Origin of the sequence: Kitasatospora sp. NPDC057738 (assembly GCF_042798815.1) — a bacterium.
Classification (GTDB): domain Bacteria; phylum Actinomycetota; class Actinomycetes; order Streptomycetales; family Streptomycetaceae; genus Kitasatospora; species Kitasatospora lactacystinica.
In genome coordinates this window covers 22407-39391 of the sequence record NZ_JBHVJT010000020.1, presented here as the reverse complement: position 1 = coordinate 39391, position 16985 = coordinate 22407, and the positions used below count along the sequence as shown (strand labels likewise).

Below are 16985 nucleotides of genomic sequence, written 5' to 3'. Positions count from 1 at the left end.
CCCGCCGGAAGCATGCGACTGCCGGGAACGCGCGCCTCGCGGTTGACCGGCAGGTCGCGGAAGCATCCGGGATCCGCATCAACCCGGTCTGCGGCGGCCGGCAGTCGTCGTGCAGCAGTCGGCGTGCATCTGTGGACGACGAGGGCCCGTTCCCGCGGGTGCTGTTCCTCGGCGACGGCCCCGACACCGTGGAACGACGGCTGCGCGCGGCGACCCAGGCCAGGTGGGCGGTCCGCGCCGGCTCGAACGGCGGCGGCACGGCGAGGGGTCCCACCGACCGGTGGGACCCCTGCGCGCGGGTGGGTCAGCCCGTTGCCTCCGCCGTCGGCCGGACGGCGACCGCGTCGATCTCGAAGAGCATCCCCGGCAGGGCGAGCGAGGCGACCCCGCTGAGCGTCTGCGCGGGCAGCCGGTCGCCCCAGGCCCCGGCCAGGGCCTCGCCGAGGACGGCCAGCTTCTCCGGGTCGTGGTCGACGATGTACGAGCCGAGCCGGACCACGTGCTCGAAGCCGAGGCCGACCCCGGCGAGCGCGGTGCGCAGGTTGGCGAGGGCGAGCTCCACCTGGGCGGCGAAGTCGCCGGGCACGACCTGGCCGCCGGCGTCGGAGGCGTACTGGCCGCCGATGAACACCGGTTCGCCGGGCGCGGAGGCGGCGTGGCTGTAGCCGAACGGCGTCGGGTCGTGCAGGCCTGGCGGGTTGGTGATGGTGCGGGTGTCGGTCACGGGGTTCCTCCCCTGGTGTCGGGCCGGGCTCGGTGCCGGGTGGTCTACGGCTCGGACCGGGCGGCTTCCTCCCGGGCGTCGCGCCAACTCGGCGACTCCAGGAAGTGGTTGTCGAAGAGGTCCTGCTTGGCGAGCAGTTCCTCGACCGTCGCCTCGCCCGCGCGGATGCGCTCCAGCAGGCGGAAGTAGTCGAAGCGCTCCACGCCGGGGGTGATCACGATCAGCAGGTCCGCCCCGGAGTCCGGCGCCGCCGCGAAGGCGTGCGGCAGATGGGGCGGCACCACCACGAGGTCGCCGCTGCGGGCGGTGACCACCTCGTTCCCGACCAGCACCTGGGCCGAGCCGTCGACGACGAAGAACAGCTCCGAGGAGCCCCCGTGGTAGTGCGGAGTGGCGCCGTCCTTGCCGCGCCCCAGCGTGACGCGCAGGGTGCTCAGGGCGCCGCCGGTGGCGCTGGAGTCCGCCAGCAGCCGCCCCTTGCCGCCGAGCATTCCGACGGTCTCGGCTTCGTCGCCCCGCACCACCACGGCTTCCGGTCCGATCAACGTCATTGGCCTCTCCCCACAGTGAGCGCTTCGATAGTTCCCTGGCTGATAGTACTACGTCTAACTATCTCCCATCGAATAACATGCCCCCATGGATCACGTGGACGTCATGCTCGACCAGTGGAGCCGGGAGCGCCCGGACCTCGACCTGGCGGCCGTCGGCACCGTCGGCCGCCTCGGCCGCCTCGCGCTGCTCGCGGGTCGGGTCGTCGAAGAGGTGTTCAAGCAACACGGCCTCCAGCGCGGCGAGTTCGACGTTCTCGCCACCCTGCGCCGCTCCGGCGCGCCGTACGAACTGATGCCCTCCGAACTCGCCGCGCTGCTGCTGATGTCGCGGGCCGGCATGACCAGCCGAATCGACCGGCTGGAATCGGCGGGCCTGGTGGAACGCCGCACCGACCCGGCGGACCGGCGCAGCGTCCGCATCGCCCTCACCGCGGCCGGACGCGCCCTCGTGGACGCCGCCTTCACCGACCACGCGGCCAACGAGACCGCGTTGCTCTCCGCCCTCTCGGAGGAGGAACGGGCCACCCTGGACGGGCTCCTGCGCAAACTGCTCGCCGACGTCGAGGGCGCGGAGAGCCCGGCGCCCTGACGGCCCCGCCCGACGGCCCCGCCCGACGACTGACCGACCCCGGACCTGACCTTCGCAGCCATTACGAACGACGACTGAGCCGGCACGGATTAATTCATTCTTTCCTTCCTTCCGCACCAGCCCGACCGGCCACCTCCGAGCTCGGGCTCCGAGGCCGGCTCACATCCTGCGGCCGGCGGCCAGGTCCGTGCAGGCCAGGACCGCGATCACCACCACTACTGCAACCGCGGCCGGCATCCGCACGATCGACCTCGGCAACGCGGAGATCGAGCGCGCGATCGGCTACCTGCTCAAGGACACCACGCGCGATCAGCTCGTCGACGCCATCCGATCCGCCTCCCGCGGCGAGACCGTCCTGACCCCGAGGGTCGCGGAGCGGCTGGTTGCCCGCATGCGGCAACCAGCTCCGGTGACCCTGACCACCCGGGAGGTGGATGTGCTGAGCGCGGTCGCCGAACGGGTCCGGCATCGAACGGCCAGACAGTTCGCCGACGAACAGGCCGCGGCCTTCGCGATGCCTACCCGTCCTGCCCGTTGGCGGGAGCGCCATCCCCGGCCCGCTCCGAGAAGACCCGCCGGAGACATGCGACTGCCGGGAACGTACGCGCCTCACCTGCCACGTTGCTGTTTCGGGGTCAGCTTGGTGCGTTCACGGGCGCCGAAGGCGCGGGGTGGGGCAGTAGCGCGTGCCTCCTTCGAGGACAACAGTCGGCCCGGGGGCGATCTCGGTGAAGCCCGCGTCCTGGACCACCGGCAGCCCGCTGCGGACGAGTTCCTCCCACGCCTGCGGCGAGGCCGTTCGGACCGCGAGCGCGAAACCGGCCTCGGCCCACTCCTTGCGCTGCGCCTCGTCCAGCCGCCACCACCCGAGCTGGGCGGCGTGCCCGGTCTGCGCCATCGTCTTGCCCGCGCTCATCTCCAGCTCGGGGTTGAGCCACAGCACCGGCAGCCCCGGCTCGGGCGCCGTGACCTCGGCCGTCTCCTCAAGGTCCGTCCCGGACACCTGGAGCTTGGCGAGGTCCTTCGGCCACCCGTCCAGCGGGACCGGCGGGAACACCCGCACCTCGGCCTCCCGGCCGTGCACCGTGAGGCCCGGCAGCTCGCCCGCCCGGCGCCACTCCCCACCCCGGGCCCGCCGGACCACCTTGCGGATCCGGGCGTCCTCCCAGGCCGCGACCCGCTCCGCCCACTCGCCGTCCGCCCCGGTCACCCGGGGGTCGGACAGCAGGGTGAGCACCGCCCGGGCCGAGGTCTCCAGCGCGTCCGTCCGGCTCGGCGGAGTGGCCCGCTCCATCCGGACGACCAGGGGCAGCACGTACTGCGGCCGCTCGTCGCGGTCCTCGCGGTCCTCTCGCTCCGGGGCCTCGCCGGGGTCGGCCGCAGGGGCCGGGGGCTCGGAGACCGGAGCCGGAGGAACCACGGCCGGAGTCGGAGCGGTGGAGGTCGAAGCAGTGGAGGTCGGGGCAGTGGGGGTCGGGGCATCGGAAGGATCAGTCACCCGTCCAGGATGCCAGCCCCGCTCCGGACGACTCGGCCCGGCCCGACCGCCGCAGCGTCCACCTCCACGCTCACCGCAGCCGCTGCCGCAGCTCGTCCACCGCCGTCCGGATGCTCTCGCTGTACGCGTCCTCCGACAGCGCGTCCAGACTGCGCACGGCGCGTTCGAGCTGCTCACGGGCGAGGTCCGGCTCGCCGAGCTCGAGGTGGTCCGAGGCCAGGTTGAGGTGCAGCGAGGGGTAGAAGGCGCGCACCTGGAGGGCCGACTCGTACGCCCCGGGTGCCCGATACCCGGCGTCCGATGCCCGGCGCCCGACGCCGACGCCCGCCCTACGGCGCAGCGGCCCGTCAGCGCCGGTAGCCGCGCTGAGGGTCCCGCTCCTCGGCGTCCTCGTACATCAGGAACCAGCCCTCCGGGTGGGTGGCCGCCAGCAGCACCTCCGTGCGCTGCTCCGCCCCCAGTTCCGGATCGCCGTCGTCCGGCCCGTAGACCCCGAACAGTTCGTCGTGGCAGCCGTCCCAGTCGTAGTCGTACAGGTCGGCCGGGAGGTCGCCCATCATGTCCGCGACCGACTCGGGCTGGGCGCCGAGCAGCGTCCGGGCATCCACCAGGGCCATCCGCAGCGCCACGTCCTCGGCCAGGCAGCGTGGCAGCGGCCACTCGCCGAGCGCGAGGTCGTCGGCGAGGTCGTCGAAGGCCCGGGCCATCGCGCGGCGCCAGCTCCGGTGCATCCGCCAGGTGCGTTCGGGGAGCCGGGCGAACACCGTCCAGTCCGCGTCCTCGCCGTCGACGATCGCCTCGTCCCCGTGCTCGTCGAAGTCGTCGTACGCGGCGTCGGCCAGGCCTATCAGCTGGGCGTGGAGCAGGCAGGCGGTGCGCGGGGTGAGCGTCCAGTCCGCGCCCGCGCCGCCGTCCTCCTCGTCGCCCTCCAGCGGGAACAGGTCGGCGAAGTCCGGTGTGAAGTCCTCCGTGACGCTGATCTCCAGCGTCCCGCCCATCGCCTCGACCCCGGGGATGGCGGCCACCAGCCGGTCCGGATGCAGCAGCGCGCCGAGCGCCGCGTTGGCGTCCTCGGCGACCTCGCGCAGCAGTTCGCGACGCTGGCCGGCCGGGTCGATGCCGTCGAAGTCCAGTTCCTCGACGGCCCTGATCGCGGCCGCGCGCAGGGCCGGCCAGTCGGTGATCCGCAGGCCCAGCACCACCGTCGCCTCGATCTCCTGCGCGCCGGAGTCCTCCGCCGCGCCCGGCCCCTGTGGATGATCGCTTCGCTCGCCCATGGGGCTAACGGTACGGCCTTTCGGCCCCCCGATCACCGGTCGGGACCAGCTTCCGGAAGCGTTCTCGGCCACCGCCCGGCCACGCCTCGGTCACTCGGACGCAGGAACTGGCAGGATGCGTCCCATGGCTGACATCAACGAGTACGGCGGCGGGCAGGGCCCGAACGCCGACGTCCTGGTCGTGACCACCAACGACATCCCCGGCTTCCGGGTCGACCACGTGATCGGCGAGGTCTTCGGGCTGACCGTGCGCAGCCGCCACCTCGGGAGCCAGATCGGTGCCGGTCTGAAGTCGCTGATCGGCGGCGAGCTGCGCGGTCTGACGAAGACCCTGGTCGAGAGCCGCAACGAGGCCATGCAGCGGCTGGTCGAGCAGACCAAGGCGCGCGGCGGCAACGCCGTCCTGATGATGCGCTTCGACGTCACGGAGGCGGCCGACGTCGGCACCGAGGTCTGCGCCTACGGCACCGCCGCGGTCATCTCCCCGCTCTCCTGACGCTCCTCCGCGCCTCTGCTCCTCCACGTCCGCGCATCCGCGCATCCGCGCCTTCGCGCCTTCGCGCCTTCGCGCATCCGCCCGCGCACTCCCGTTCGCGACCACCGTTCGCTCCTCCACGGACGCCGACGGAGCCCCGGCGGAACGACGGGAACAGCCGTCGACCCCCCGATGTTTCAGCGGCGTGACTGTTTACGGTGCAACGAACAGCGTTCCGGAACGCGTGGACGTCCTGGTGGTGGGTGCCGGGCAGGCAGGCCTTTCCGCCGCCTACCACCTGGGCCGCCGTGGTTTCGCCCCGTACCGGGCGGGCGTCGACGGCGGTTTCGTCGTCCTCGACGCCAACGCCGTCCCCGGGGGCGCCTGGGCGCACCGCTCGCCGTCCTTGCGGATGGCCACCGTGCACGGCGTCCACGACCTCCCCGACGCCGAACTCCCGCCGCCGGACCCCGGGGCCCGCGCGCGCGAGGTGGTGCCGGAGTACTTCGCAGCGTACGAGGCCCGGCACGCGCTCCCGGTCGTACGCCCGGTCGCGGTGCGTGCCGTACGCGCCGAGTCCGAACGACCGGATGCCCGGCTGCTGGTCGAGACCGACCACGGTGTCTGGTCCACCCGCGCACTGATCAACGCCACCGGCACCTGGACCCGGCCCTTCCTCCCGCACTACCCCGGTCACTTCGCGGGCCGCCAGCTGCACTACGCCGAGTACCGCGGTCCCGAGGAGTTCGCGGGCCGGCGCGTGCTGGTGGTCGGTGGCGGCGCCTCGGCGGTCCAGGTGCTGTCGGAGGTCGCCGCCGTCGGCGAGACGGTGTGGGTCACCCGCTCCGAACCCCTCTACCACGACGGACCGTTCACCCCCGAGTACGGGCGCGCGGTGGTCGCCAAGGTCGAGGAGCGGGTCCGGCAGGGCCTGCCGGTGCGCAGCGTGGTCAGCGTGACCGGGCTCGGCCCGTCCGTCGCCCTCCGGCGCGCCCAGGAGCTGGGCGCGCTGCGCCGCCGCCCGATGTTCGACCGCCTGACCGAGCACGGGGTCGCCTGGGGCGACGAGGAGCTGCCGGTGGACGCGATCGTCTGGGCCACCGGCTTCCGGCCCGAGGTCGGGCACCTCGCCCCGCTCGGGCTGCGCTCCCCCGGCGGCGGGATCGCCCTCACCGGCACCCGCGCCACCGCAGACCCGCGCGTCCACCTGGTCGGCTACGGTCCGTCCGCCAGTACCGTCGGCGCCAACCGGGCCGGCCGCGCGGCCGTCAACGACCTGGTCAAGCTCCTCGGGGACCCGGCGCTCGCGGCACCGACCGGCGGGAGCCCGGCGCTCGCGGACCGGGTCGCGGAACCCGCCGCCGTCTGAGCTCGCTCAGCGGTCGTAGTCGACGGTCACCCGGTCGGTGAGCGGGCGGGCCTGGCAGGTCAGGACGTACCCGGCGGCCAGCTCCTTCTCCTCCAGGGCGAAGTTGCGGCGCATCTCCACCTCGCCCCCGGTGACCAGGGCGCGGCAGGTGCCGCAGACTCCGCCCTTGCAGGCGAACGGCAGGTCCGGCCGGGAGCGCTGGGCGCCGTCCAGGATCGAGCGGTCGCGCGGGAGGCAGAGCGTGCTGCCGCGGCCGTCGAGCACGACGGTCACCTCGCTCTGCGGGCCCGACCCGCCGTCGGCCGAGGCGTCCGTCCGGTCCCAGTCCTCGTCGCGCTCCGGGAGCGGCTCGTCCTCGGCGTGGAACAGCTCCTGGTGCACCCGCTCGCCCGGCACGTCCAGTTCCGCGAGCAGGTCCTTGGCCCCGGTGACCATGCCGAACGGGCCGCACAGCCACCAGTGCCCGACGCTCCCGACGTCCACCAGCGCCGCCAGCAGCGCGCGTACCCGCTCCGGGTCCAGCCGGCCGCTGAGCAGCTCGGCGTCCCTGGTCTCCCGGGAGAGCACGTGGACCAGCTGGAAGCGGCCGAGGTAGCGGTCCTTGAGGTCGGCCAGCTCGTCCGCGAACATCACGGTGTCGCTGCGCCGGTTGCCGTAGAGCAGGGTGACGGTGGAGGTGAGGTCGGCGGCCAGCACGGAGGCGGCGATCGACAGCATCGGGGTGATGCCGGAGCCCGCCGCGAGCAGCACGTGGTCGGCCGGGACCCCGAGTTCGGGGGTGAACAGGCCGGACGGCGTCAGCACCTCCACCTCCTCGCCGGGCTTCGCCTCGCGCACCAGCCAGCGCGAGAACAACCCGCCGGGCACTTCCCGGACGGCGATCCGCAGCGGCCCGCCGACCGGGGCGCAGATCGAGTACGAGCGGCGCTCGTCGGCGCCGTCCACCAGCTTGCGCAGGGTCAGCGTCTGCCCGGGGCGGAAGGCGTACTCCCCCGCCAGCCCGTCCGGCACCGCGAAGGTCACCGCGACGGCGTCCTCGCAGAGCCGCTCGACCCGGTCGATCCGCAACCGGTGGAAGGCCGGACGGCGGGCGGGGCGGATGCCGGTCGCGGACCCGGCGTCGACGGACGCGGAGACCACGGACCCGGTGTCGACGGACCCGGTGTCGACGGACGCGGGAACAGCGGCGGCGGGAACGGCGGAGCCGGCGGCGGCGGAAGCGGCGGGCATTCAGATCTCCTTGACGCGTTCGAACGGCTCGCGGCAGGCCCGGCAGCGCCAGAGCGCCTTGCAGGCGGTGGAACCGAAGCGGGACAGCTCCTCCGTGTCGGTCCCGCCGCACTGCGGGCACGGCACGGGGGGAACGGTGCCCGGCCCGGCCGTGGTCGGGGCTCCGGAGCGGGTCGGGCCCAGCGTGAGCGCCACCGGTCCGGCCGCGGCCGCGACGGCGGCGGTCGGGCGCGGTGGGGCGATGCCCGCCTCGGCGAGCTTGCGGCGGCCCTCGGCGGTGATCAGGTCGGTGGACCACGGCGGGTCCAGCCGCAGCCGCACCCGGACGTCCGGGTAGCCGGCCGCGCGCAGCCGGCGGTCCACGTCGGCGGCCATCTCGGCGACGGCGGGGCAGCCCGAGTAGGTCGGGGTCAGCCAGGCGGTGACGGTACCGCTGCCGCCGTCCACCTCGACCCCGGCCAGGACGCCCAGGTCGGCCAGGGTGAGCATGGGAAGCTCCGGGTCCGGGACGGCCGCGGCGACGGCCCAGGCCACGTCGCGGGTCGTCGGTTCCGCCGCGCCCGTCGTGCCCGCCATGCCCGCCGTACCCGTCGCGACCTCGTCGGTCACCATGTCGTTGGTCACCATGTCGCCCCCGGGTGGGCTCGGGCCAGCACCTGGAGCTCGGCGAGCAGCGGGCCCAGCGCCTCGGTGTGCACGCCGTCCCGGCCGGCCCGGCCGAGGACGGTGGCCAGCGGCGGCGCGTCCGGCAGGGTCAGACCGGCCTCGGCGAGGACGGCGGTGAGCGAGCGCAGCACCGGTTCGCGCAGGGTCGCCGGGTCGACACCCGCCCGCAGCTCCACCGGGTGCGCCGTGAACAGCTCCTCCAGCAGCGGCCAGACCGCGTCCAGCCCGGCCTGCATCCGCTCGGCCGAGTACGGCGTGCCGTCGCCGAGACGAAGCGTCCAGGCGGTCGCGTACTCCCGGTGGTAGGCGAGCTCCTTGACACCCCGGGTCGCGACCGCGGCCAGCACCGGATCGGGGTGCGCGCTCAGCGCCTCGTACAGGGCGCCGCGCGCGGTGGCGAACAGCAACAGCCGGGCGATCGAGTACGCGAAGTCGCCGTTCGACGTCTCCACCAGGCGGACGTTGCGGAACTCGTGCTCCTCGCGCCAGTACGCCAGGTCGTCCTCGGTGCGGCCGGTGCCGTCCGCCTGCCCGGCCCGGGTGAGCAGCAGGCGGGCCTGGCCGAGCAGGTCGAGGCCCAGGTTGGCGAGCGCGACCTCCTCCTCCAGCTCGGGCGCCCGGGTGCACCACTCGATCAGCCGCTGCGCGAGGACCAGGGCGTCGTCGCCCAGCATCTGGCAGTAGGCGGCGAGGTCGGCGCCGTCCAGACCGGCGGGCAGCGTGGTGTCCACGCCGAGCAGCGGGTCGGCGAAGCCCGTCCCGTACGCCCAGCGGCCCTCGCCCTCGGGTCCGGGGGCGGCGTCGGCGAGGCTGAGGTAGACGTGGTCGTCCTGGCCGGCGCCCGGGCCGGCGCCGGTGGTGGTTCCGGTGGTGGAGGTGGTGTGGTCGTGCACGGTGGCTCCCCCGTCAGATGTGCGGGACATCCTCGGGGATGTCGTAGAAGGTCGGGTGGCGGTAGACCTTGTCGCCGCTGGGATCGAAGAACGGGTCGCGCTCGTCCGGGGTGGAGGCGGTGATCGCGTCCGAGCGGACCACCCAGAGGCTCACGCCCTCGTTGCGCCGGGTGTACAGGTCGCGGGCGGCGAGCAGCGCCATCCGGTCGTCGGCGGCGTGCAGCGAACCGACGTGGACGTGGTTCAGCCCCCGCCGGGGGCGCACGAACACCTCGTACAGCGGCCAGCCGGCCTTGGACCCGGCCGGGGAGCCAACCTGGGGCTCGGTCACTTTCCGTTCTCCTGTTCGGTGGCTTCGGTGAGTCCGGGGGCTTGGTCGGCTCCGGGGGCGTCGACGGCTCCGGCGGTTTCGGCAGCCCCGGTGGCCTCAACGGCTCGGGCAGCCTCGGCGGCGCGCTTGGCCGCGTAGGCGACGGCGGCCTCGCGCACCCAGGCGCCGTCCTCGTGGGCGGCACGGCGACGTTCGATCCGCTGGGCGTTGCAGGGGCCCTGGCCGTGGATGACCCTGGTCAGCTCGGACCAGTCCGGCTCGCCGAAGTCCCAGCCGCCGCGCTCCTCGTTCCAGCGCAGCTCCGGGTCCGGGAGCGTGACCCCCAGGTGCTCGGCCTGCGGGACGGTCATGTCGACGAACCGCCGGCGCAGCTCGTCGTTGCTGTGCCGCTTGATCCGCCAGGCCATCGAGCGGGCGCTGTTCGGCGAGTCGGAGTCCGAGGGGCCGAACATCATCAGCGACGGCCACCACCAGCGGTCCACCGCGTCCTGGACCATCCGGCGCTGGGCCTCGGTGCCGCGCATCAGCGTCATCAGGAGCTCGTAGCCCTGGCGCTGGTGGAAGGACTCCTCCTTGCAGATCCGCACCATCGCACGGGCGTACGGGCCGTAGCTGCACCGGCAGAGCGGGACCTGGTTGCAGATCGCGGCGCCGTCCACCAGCCAGCCGATCACCCCGACGTCGGCGAAGGTGAGGGTCGGGTAGTTGAAGATCGAGGAGTACTTCTGGCGGCCGGAGATCAGCTTCTCGGTGAGCTCGGCGCGGTCGACGCCGAGGGTCTCGGCGGCGGCGTAGAGGTAGAGGCCGTGACCGGCCTCGTCCTGGGCCTTGGCGAGCAGGATGGCCTTGCGGCGCAGGGACGGCGCCCGGGTCAGCCAGTTGCCCTCGGGCTGCATGCCGATGATCTCGGAGTGTGCGTGCTGGGCGATCTGGCGGATCAGGGTGGCCCGGTAGGCGTCAGGCATCCAGTCCCTGGGCTCGATCCGCTGCTCGGCGGCGACGACCGCCTCGAACCGGTCCTCCGGCGTCTGCGCGGGGACCGCCTCGGCCACCTCTGCTGTCACCACAGTCCCCTCTCGTGTCCTGCCCGTCCTGCCCGGTCGGCTGCCGGAGTGCCCGATCAACCAACCGACTGACCGTTCGGTCGGTACCATTCTGCGCAGCGGGGCGGAGGGATGGCAAGGTGCGAAACAGATAACAGCTGACAGATTTCAGAATCTGTCAGCTGTTATCTGTCGGCTGTCATCTGTTCGCCGGCGCCTGTCGGCCGTCCGCTGTCTGCTTCCGGCTGTTAGCTGTCAGCTGTCAGCTGCCGACCGTCAGCGGCTCACCGCAACGCCTCACCCCTCCGCGCGGTCACGCAGTCGCGGCAGCGGAACGGCGAGCAGCGCCGCCAGCAGCGCGATCCGGGGGGCGATCTGGTCGAGCCGGATGTATTCGTGCCGGGCATGGGCCCCGGCACCGACCGCCCCGAAGCCGTCCAGGGTCGGAAGCCCGCGCGAGCCCGGCAGGTTGGTGTCCCCCGCCCCGCCCGCCGGACCGCCGTCCAGCTGCTGACCGAGCACCGCGGCGAGCGAACGCACGTGCCGCAGCAGCGGGTTGCCGGTCCGCTCGGGCCAGGCCGGACGACTGGACAGCACCTCCGTACGAACCCGGGCACCCGGACGCAACGGGGCGAGCCGGGCGAGGTCGTCGAGCGTGCGGCGCTGCGCCTCGACAGTGGCGAAGCGCAGCCCCAGCTCGGCCTCGGCCCGGCCGGCGACCACGTTGGCACGCGAACCACCACTGATCCGACCGGCGTTCAGTTCGGTGCCGGGCTGGCCGGCGAGGTCCCGCACCACCACGAGCTGGTCCACCAGCTCGTCGACCGCGGACACCCCGTCGTGGGCGTCGTTGCCCGCATGCGCCTCGCGGCCGGTCACGGTGAGCCGCACCCGGGTGCTGCCGCGCCGCGCGGTCTTCAACCGACCGTCGGGGTGCGGTGGTTCGAGCCCCAGGACCGCCGCGGCGCCGCGCAACTGGCGCTCGACCAGGCGCCGCCCGTCCGGGCTGCCCACCTCCTCGTCGGAGACCACGACCAGGCGGACGGTCCGGTGCGGGCGCTCGCCCAGGTCCGCGAGCAGCGACAACGCGCTCTCCAGGACGGCGAGTCCACCCTTCATGTCGACCACGCCGGGGCCGGTGAGCCGACCGTCCTGCTCGGTCACCGGCCAGTCCGCGAGGGTGCCGACCGGCCAGACGGTGTCGTGGTGCCCGACGATCAGCAGGTGCGGCAGGGACTCGTCCCGGCCCTCCCACTCCAGCACGAGGTGGTCCCCGGCCGGTCCGGGCTCACGCCGGGCGGTGGCACCGGTGGCACGGAAGCCGGCCGCCAACTCCTCGGCGAGGGCGTCGAGTCTGGGCGCGTCCCCGCTGGGGGACTCGATCCGCGCCAGATCGGCACAGCGCCGCCGGACTGCTCCGGCGAGGGTACGGGCCCGGGCGCTGAGCGCCTGCGGCACACCGGGAAGCGCCGTGATGACGGTGGAGGCCCCGGGGGTGGCGGTGGCGGCCGGGCCCGCCGTGGGCTTTCCGGCCGTGTTCCTCGGCACCGCGGTCGTCGCCACCGCGTTCTTCGCGACGACCGCCTTGGCGAGGGACGACTTCGTGAGGGCGGACTTGGCCACCGCGGTCTTGGCTGCCGTGGTCTTGGCCGCTGCGGTCCTGGTTGCCGCGGTCTTGGCGACGGCTGCCGTGGTCACGGCGGTCTTCGCCGCACCGGTCGCTACCGCGGCGGCCTGGGCCGAGGCGGCCGGAACCGCAGTGGCCTGAGCCGCAGCGGCAGTTGCGGTGCCGGTGGTGGCGCCCGCAGCGGTGGCGGTGCCGGTGGCGCCGACGGTGGTGGCGGCAGTGGTGGTGGTCGCGGTGGTCGCGGCGAGGGCCTCGCCGTCGGTGGCGGCCGGGACGGTGACCGGCGTCGGGTCGGGTTCCACGGCGGCGCCCGGCACGGCGGGCGCCCCGACGATCTGGGGACTCAACGCTCGCCTCCGCGACCACCGCCGGTATACAGCGGCCGTACCGGCCGACCGCTCCCACCCGGGTACCAGGCCCGGCCGGACCGCACCGGTCGACCGGTGTGATGGGCGGCCCACCGGATCGGCCCGTCTGGCCCAAGTATGGTGGAACGGCTGGGCGGCGTGCTTGGCATGTGCGTCCTCCTCGCTCGATCCGGGGGCCCCGGTCCGCCCGGAGCCCCCGTGGACGGTGGCCTCCTGGCAGCGGGCGCAATGGCCGGACCGCCGCAGGGAAGCCGAGATGTGAGCCTAGAAGAACCGTTCGGTTTCCTGCGAGGTGGCCCTGCTCCCAGCGTGCCGGTACCGGGCCCCGCTTCGGAGGCCGCCCGTCCACGATCGGCGCGGGCGCTCGGCGCGCGGGCCTGGATCGGCGCGCGGACGCGGTCGCCGGATCGCGCCCATCTCCACCATGGACCCGCCGCCCGAGTTCGGCAGCGCAAACGGCCAAGGCACGGCAATTCCACGCCGGATGGGTGACAGCGGCTCAGCATGCGATACGAACCGGGAGCACGCGGCGGCTCAGGGAAGCCCGCTGCCCCGCCCACCCCGACTCCGGGGGAACGTCCGGGGAACACCCGCGTGAACACCGGCCGGTGCCGTGCCCCGGTGTGCCCCTCCGAGCCTCGACGTGCCTCGGTTGCCCTCCCGGACACGACAGGGCGGCACCCCTGCACGGCGGGAGCAGGCCCGGTACGGACGTGCACGAATGTGTGCGAGCGTGCGCGAACGACCGGAACCCCGGTGCGCGGTCCCGGCCGCAGTCGCTCTCCGCCGTTCGTCCTCAGCCACCGTCGCCCACCAGCCCGGCGTCGCGTGCGAGCAGCGCCGCCTGGACCCGGTTGCCGACACCGAGCCCGGTCAGGATCCGGCTGACATGCGCCTTGACGGTGCTCTCGCGCATTCCGAGCACGCCCGCGATCTCGGCATTGGAGAGGCCGTCGGCGAGTTCGCGCAGCACGTCGGTCTCCCGCGGGGTGAGCCCGGCGACCCGGTGACGGGCGGCCACCGACCGGGGTGCCCCGACCCGGTGGTAGCGGTCGATCAGCCGCCGCGCGGCCGCCGGGTGCAGCATCCCCTGACCGCCCGCGACGACGTGGACGGCCCGGGCGATCTCCGCGGGCGGGGTGTCCTTGAGCAGGAAACCGTCCGCCCCGGCCGCGAGCGCCTGGTACACGTACTCGTCCAGATCGAAGGTGGTGAGGGCGATGACCCTTGGGCCGTCCGGGAGTTCGCGCAGCCGCCGAGTGGCGGCGATCCCGTCGAGCCGGGGCATCCGGATGTCCATCAGCGCGACGTCGATCCGCCGGCTGCCGGCGATTTCGACGGCTTGCAACCCGTCGGCGGCCTCGGCGACCACGGTGAGTGCCGGGTCCTGGGCCAGGAGGTCGACCAGGCCGAGGCGAACCAGCGCGTCGTCGTCGACCACCATTGTTCGGATCATGCGGCACCCTTCGGCTGCTGCTTCGGTTCCTGCTCCGGTTCCATCGAACGCTCCGGTCCCGGAGACGCCCGCGCCGGGTCCGACGACGCGCGCCCCGGCGGTGGTGGCGAACCCTCGCCCGGGGCGGGAGCCGGGTCGGGCACCAGCTGCGGCGGGCGGTCCGGCGCGGGCAACCGGGCGGAGAGCCGGAAGCCGCCGCCACCCTCCGGACCGGCGTCGAGGTGGCCGCCGAGGGCCTCGACCCGTTCGGCCAGCCCGACCAGCCCGTACCCGCCGCCGGCACCCGGCCCGTCCGGCATCGCCTCGCCCGGGCCGTTGCGGACCTCGACCGTCGTCGCCGGCGCCCCGTAGCCGACCCGGACGGTGACGGGCGCGGCGTGCGCGTACTTGCGGGCGTTGGTCAGCGCCTCCTGGACCAGTCGGTGCACGGCCAGCCGGTGGGTGGTCGGGATGGTCTCCGGGTCTCCCGAGAGGGCGAGTTCGACCCGTTGGCCGGCCAGGTTCGCCTCGCCGACGAGTTCGGTGAGGTCGCGCAGGGCGGGCGCCGGGACGCTACCGGCCTCGGCCGGCACGGGCGGATCGCCTCCCGCGGCGTGCGGGGCCGGAGGGTCGGCCCGCAGCGCGCCCAGGACGTCGCGCAGATCGTCGAGCGATCGGGCGGCGGTGGTGCGCAGCAGTTCGAGTCGGTGGGTGAGGCGGTCGGTGTCCGCGGCGACGGTGCCGGCCCTGGCCTGGTCGCGCAGCACCCCGGCGTGCAGCACCAGGAGGCTGAGCCGGTGGGCCAGCACGTCGTGCATCTCCCGGGCGATCCGGGCGCGTTCGGCGGCTCGGGCCTGGTCGGCACGCAGCTCGCGCTCGCGGCGCAGCGCGTCGACCTGCTCGTGCAGGGTGCGGATCAGCACCCGTCTGCCGTGCAGCCACAGGGCGACCGCCAGGACGGCGGCCTGGACGAGGAGTTGGGACCCGGCGGTGCCGGCCCAGCCGATCAGCGAATCCGCACCCGCCGCACTGCCCACCACGATGGCCGCGCCGCCCGCCACCGCCGGGCCGGTCCGGCCCAGGTAGGCGAGGTGGAAGACGCTGAACAGGCCGGGGAAGGCCCGGTTGAACGACCCGCCGGTGAGCACCGGCAGTACGGCCGAGGCCACCGGGTAGCGGCGGGCGAAGACGAGCGAGAGCGCGGCGAGTGCGGCAACGACCGTACGCGGCAGGCGCAGTGGACCGTCGGAGTGCGTCCACTGGACCAACGCCTCCTCGATGCCCAGGCCGAGCACTCCGAGCAGCAACAAGGTATCGGTCCCGGCCCGGTGGTCCGGCCCGTACCAGCCGAGCACACTCCTGCGCATGACGCTCCTCCTTTCCTCTCCCCCCGCCCCGAAAGCCTTCCGCACGTTCGGTGTTCGGTACCTCGGGCTCGATGCTAGGGGCGCTCGACCGTGGAACACCTCTGTCTTCCGGGTAACCGCACCCTCGACTTTCGTCGGGGGTCGGCGCCACTGACCGGCCGATTCGCGGCGGCCCCGTGCTGCCTAGCGTCGACGGCATGACCAGTGAACGGCTCCACCACGGCCCCAAGTCCCTTTCCCCCCGGTACGGTTCGTCCGTCGGCGGGGACCGCCTGCTGTTCCTCGCCGAGGCCCTGCGCACCTTCCACGACACCGGCGCGCTGGCCCCGAGCGGCCCTGAGCTGGTGAACGCGCTGGTGGTACCGGTCACCAGCCGCCCGAACCGTCCGATCTCGGTGCTGGAGGTCGGCGCCGGAACGGGCGTGGTGACCCGCCGGCTCGCCCGAGTGCTGCGCCCGGGCGACCGGCTGCACGTCGTCGAGGCCAACCCGCGGTTCGCCGAGCGGCTCCGGGAGGACCCCGTCCTGGCCGCGCGCCACCCCGGCATCGGGCTGCGGCTGTCGGCCTGCCGGGTCGAGGAGCTTCCGGAGTCCCGTGCGGCGGAACCGGAGGGGTCCCGGCCGGAGGACTGCGCGCAGCGGTACGACGCGATCGTGTCCGGGCTGCCGTTCACCAACTTCGAGCCCGCGCGGGTGCGCGACATCCTCGACCTCTACCTGCGGCTGCTGGCGCCCGGCGGCGAGCTGACGTACTTCGGGTACCTCGGCACGACGACGGCGCGCATCCTCACCTCGGGCCCCCGCCGGGGCGCCCGCCACCGGGCGGTGGTGCGGCTGCTGCGGGGGTTCGAGGCGGCGTACGGCCTGGGCGAGCGCACGGTGTGGCGCAACGTGCCGCCCGCCCGCGCCTACCTGCTGCGGGCGCCGGGCGGACGCGAGGCCTGGGCGCCGGTCGGGGGCGCGGCCGGTGAGCCGACGGCCGCCGCCAAGAAGACGTGGACGGAGCGGGCGGAGACGGAGGGGACGGGGACGGGCACGGGGACGACCGGCGATCGACGGGCGGGGCGGCCCCGGTCGCCCGATGACGGACCGGGGCCGGGCCCGGCCGCGACTCTCCGGCGGTGAGGAGGCTCGATGGCCCTCTCGGTACGTGACGTGGAAGCCCGCAACCGCTTCGAGGCCTGGGAGGACGACCGGCCGACGGGCTTCGCCGAGTACCTGCGCGGCGACCAGCTGGTGGTCTATCCGCACACCGTGGTCGAGCCCGCCTTCGAGGGCCGGGGCATCGGCAGTGCGCTGGCCCGCGCAGCCCTGGACGACGCCCGCGCCCGCGGCCTGGCCGTGCTGGCGACCTGCCCCTTCATCAAGGGCTGGATGCTCCGCCACCCCGAGTTCACCGATTTCGCGTACGAGAACCGCAGCCGGGTCGCCCGCTGACGGCCCGCGGGCAGCCGTGCCGCGACCGTCCGGGCAGCTGCGGCGGGGGTGGCTGATCCAGGGGCGTTCGTCCGAACAAATGACAACAGACAGAGTTCAACTTTCA

General features: G+C 74.2%; 18 protein-coding genes and 1 pseudogene. 6 read left to right on the top strand and 13 right to left on the bottom strand.

Annotated features, from left to right (window positions below; genetic code table 11):
* Positions 1 to 304: 304 nt before the first annotated feature.
* Positions 305 to 724, bottom strand: a complete 420-nt coding sequence (locus tag ACFVGO_RS13655) for a RidA family protein (protein WP_380631870.1) — start codon at positions 722 to 724, stop codon at positions 305 to 307.
* Between the two features lie 44 nt (positions 725 to 768).
* Positions 769 to 1275 carry a cupin domain-containing protein gene (locus ACFVGO_RS13650; RefSeq protein WP_063352400.1) on the bottom strand — a complete coding sequence of 169 codons (507 nt, stop codon included), beginning with the start codon at positions 1273 to 1275 and terminating at the stop codon, positions 769 to 771.
* Between the two features lie 85 nt (positions 1276 to 1360).
* Between ACFVGO_RS13650 and ACFVGO_RS13645 the strand changes: the two genes are divergently transcribed.
* Both ACFVGO_RS13645 and ACFVGO_RS13640 read left to right on the top strand, forming a co-directional pair.
* On the top strand, positions 1361 to 1864 hold the full coding sequence (locus ACFVGO_RS13645) for a MarR family winged helix-turn-helix transcriptional regulator (protein WP_380631868.1): 504 nt from the start codon (positions 1361 to 1363) through the stop codon (positions 1862 to 1864).
* A 181-nt stretch (positions 1865 to 2045) separates the two neighbouring features.
* A pseudogene (locus ACFVGO_RS13640) lies at positions 2046 to 2321 on the top strand (DNA-binding response regulator); the annotation flags it as partial.
* A gap of 192 nt (positions 2322 to 2513) precedes the next feature.
* Here ACFVGO_RS13640 and ACFVGO_RS13635 read toward each other — a convergent pair.
* The 3 genes from ACFVGO_RS13635 to ACFVGO_RS13625 all read right to left on the bottom strand — a co-directional run bounded on the left by ACFVGO_RS13635 (position 2514) and on the right by ACFVGO_RS13625 (position 4639).
* Positions 2514 to 3284 carry a peptidyl-tRNA hydrolase gene (locus tag ACFVGO_RS13635; protein WP_359900524.1) on the bottom strand — a complete coding sequence of 257 codons (771 nt, stop codon included), beginning with the start codon at positions 3282 to 3284 and terminating at the stop codon, positions 2514 to 2516.
* 148 nt (positions 3285 to 3432) lie between these two features.
* Positions 3433 to 3615, bottom strand: coding sequence for a hypothetical protein (locus ACFVGO_RS13630; protein WP_380631866.1), 183 nt, complete (start codon positions 3613 to 3615; stop codon positions 3433 to 3435).
* 94 nt (positions 3616 to 3709) lie between these two features.
* Positions 3710 to 4639 carry a hypothetical protein gene (locus ACFVGO_RS13625; RefSeq protein WP_380348302.1) on the bottom strand — a complete coding sequence of 310 codons (930 nt, stop codon included), beginning with the start codon at positions 4637 to 4639 and terminating at the stop codon, positions 3710 to 3712.
* A 124-nt stretch (positions 4640 to 4763) separates the two neighbouring features.
* Here ACFVGO_RS13625 and ACFVGO_RS13620 point away from each other — a divergent pair, with 124 nt between their 5' ends.
* Together ACFVGO_RS13620 and ACFVGO_RS13615 are read left to right on the top strand one after the other, a co-directional pair.
* Entirely contained in the window at positions 4764 to 5135 is a 372-nt protein-coding gene (locus tag ACFVGO_RS13620) for a YbjQ family protein (protein WP_359900518.1), read from the top strand.
* A 184-nt stretch (positions 5136 to 5319) separates the two neighbouring features.
* The gene (locus ACFVGO_RS13615; protein ID WP_380348304.1) at positions 5320 to 6483 is read left to right on the top strand and encodes an NAD(P)-binding domain-containing protein; all 1164 of its coding nucleotides are present in this window, start codon (positions 5320 to 5322) and stop codon (positions 6481 to 6483) included.
* Positions 6484 to 6489: 6 nt separating this feature from the next.
* Here the strand turns inward: ACFVGO_RS13615 and paaE are convergent, their stop codons facing one another.
* The 8 genes from paaE to ACFVGO_RS13575 form a co-directional block, all read right to left on the bottom strand.
* Positions 6490 to 7713: a 1,2-phenylacetyl-CoA epoxidase subunit PaaE gene (paaE, locus tag ACFVGO_RS13610; protein ID WP_380631863.1), complete on the bottom strand. Its 1224-nt coding sequence runs from the start codon at positions 7711 to 7713 to the stop codon at positions 6490 to 6492.
* Positions 7714 to 8289, bottom strand: a complete 576-nt coding sequence (paaD, locus tag ACFVGO_RS13605; RefSeq protein ID WP_359900527.1) for a 1,2-phenylacetyl-CoA epoxidase subunit PaaD — start codon at positions 8287 to 8289, stop codon at positions 7714 to 7716.
* Between the two features lie 44 nt (positions 8290 to 8333).
* Positions 8334 to 9272, bottom strand: a complete 939-nt coding sequence (paaC, locus tag ACFVGO_RS13600) for a 1,2-phenylacetyl-CoA epoxidase subunit PaaC (protein ID WP_359900512.1) — start codon at positions 9270 to 9272, stop codon at positions 8334 to 8336.
* A gap of 13 nt (positions 9273 to 9285) precedes the next feature.
* Positions 9286 to 9603, bottom strand: a complete 318-nt coding sequence (gene paaB, locus ACFVGO_RS13595) for a 1,2-phenylacetyl-CoA epoxidase subunit PaaB (RefSeq protein ID WP_359900510.1) — start codon at positions 9601 to 9603, stop codon at positions 9286 to 9288.
* On the bottom strand, positions 9600 to 10757 hold the full coding sequence (gene paaA / locus ACFVGO_RS13590; protein ID WP_380631861.1) for a 1,2-phenylacetyl-CoA epoxidase subunit PaaA: 1158 nt from the start codon (positions 10755 to 10757) through the stop codon (positions 9600 to 9602). Before paaA ends, paaB begins: the two co-directional genes overlap by 4 nt.
* A gap of 186 nt (positions 10758 to 10943) precedes the next feature.
* Positions 10944 to 12620 carry a M20 family metallopeptidase gene (locus ACFVGO_RS13585; RefSeq protein ID WP_359900506.1) on the bottom strand — a complete coding sequence of 559 codons (1677 nt, stop codon included), beginning with the start codon at positions 12618 to 12620 and terminating at the stop codon, positions 10944 to 10946.
* 817 nt (positions 12621 to 13437) lie between these two features.
* A complete protein-coding gene (locus ACFVGO_RS13580) occupies positions 13438 to 14097 on the bottom strand; it encodes a response regulator transcription factor (protein ID WP_359900504.1) in 660 nt (219 codons plus the stop codon).
* Positions 14094 to 15443, bottom strand: coding sequence for a sensor histidine kinase (locus ACFVGO_RS13575; protein ID WP_380631858.1), 1350 nt, complete (start codon positions 15441 to 15443; stop codon positions 14094 to 14096). Before ACFVGO_RS13575 ends, ACFVGO_RS13580 begins: the two co-directional genes overlap by 4 nt.
* 197 nt (positions 15444 to 15640) lie before the next feature.
* Here ACFVGO_RS13575 and ACFVGO_RS13570 point away from each other — a divergent pair, with 197 nt between their 5' ends.
* Entirely contained in the window at positions 15641 to 16567 is a 927-nt protein-coding gene (locus tag ACFVGO_RS13570; RefSeq protein ID WP_380631856.1) for a class I SAM-dependent methyltransferase, read from the top strand.
* 9 nt (positions 16568 to 16576) lie between these two features.
* Positions 16577 to 16879 (top strand): GNAT family N-acetyltransferase, encoded by a 303-nt coding sequence (locus ACFVGO_RS13565; RefSeq protein WP_359900498.1) that lies wholly within the window; start codon positions 16577 to 16579, stop codon positions 16877 to 16879.
* The last annotated feature ends 106 nt before the right edge of the window (positions 16880 to 16985 follow it).

Coding starts and splice junctions, on each gene's coding strand:
- ACFVGO_RS13650 (WP_063352400.1), bottom strand. CDS start 1,275: ATGACGTTGATCGGACCGGAAGCCGTGGTGGTGCGGGGCGACGAAGCC.
- paaD (WP_359900527.1), bottom strand. CDS start 8,289: ATGGCGGGCACGACGGGCGCGGCGGAACCGACGACCCGCGACGTGGCC.
- paaE (WP_380631863.1), bottom strand. CDS start 7,713: ATGCCCGCCGCTTCCGCCGCCGCCGGCTCCGCCGTTCCCGCCGCCGCT.
- ACFVGO_RS13645 (WP_380631868.1), top strand. CDS start 1,361: ATGGATCACGTGGACGTCATGCTCGACCAGTGGAGCCGGGAGCGCCCG.
- ACFVGO_RS13565 (WP_359900498.1), top strand. CDS start 16,577: ATGGCCCTCTCGGTACGTGACGTGGAAGCCCGCAACCGCTTCGAGGCC.
- ACFVGO_RS13580 (WP_359900504.1), bottom strand. CDS start 14,097: ATGATCCGAACAATGGTGGTCGACGACGACGCGCTGGTTCGCCTCGGC.
- ACFVGO_RS13575 (WP_380631858.1), bottom strand. CDS start 15,443: ATGCGCAGGAGTGTGCTCGGCTGGTACGGGCCGGACCACCGGGCCGGG.
- ACFVGO_RS13620 (WP_359900518.1), top strand. CDS start 4,764: ATGGCTGACATCAACGAGTACGGCGGCGGGCAGGGCCCGAACGCCGAC.
- paaA (WP_380631861.1), bottom strand. CDS start 10,757: ATGGTACCGACCGAACGGTCAGTCGGTTGGTTGATCGGGCACTCCGGC.
- ACFVGO_RS13570 (WP_380631856.1), top strand. CDS start 15,641: ATGACCAGTGAACGGCTCCACCACGGCCCCAAGTCCCTTTCCCCCCGG.
- ACFVGO_RS13625 (WP_380348302.1), bottom strand. CDS start 4,639: ATGGGCGAGCGAAGCGATCATCCACAGGGGCCGGGCGCGGCGGAGGAC.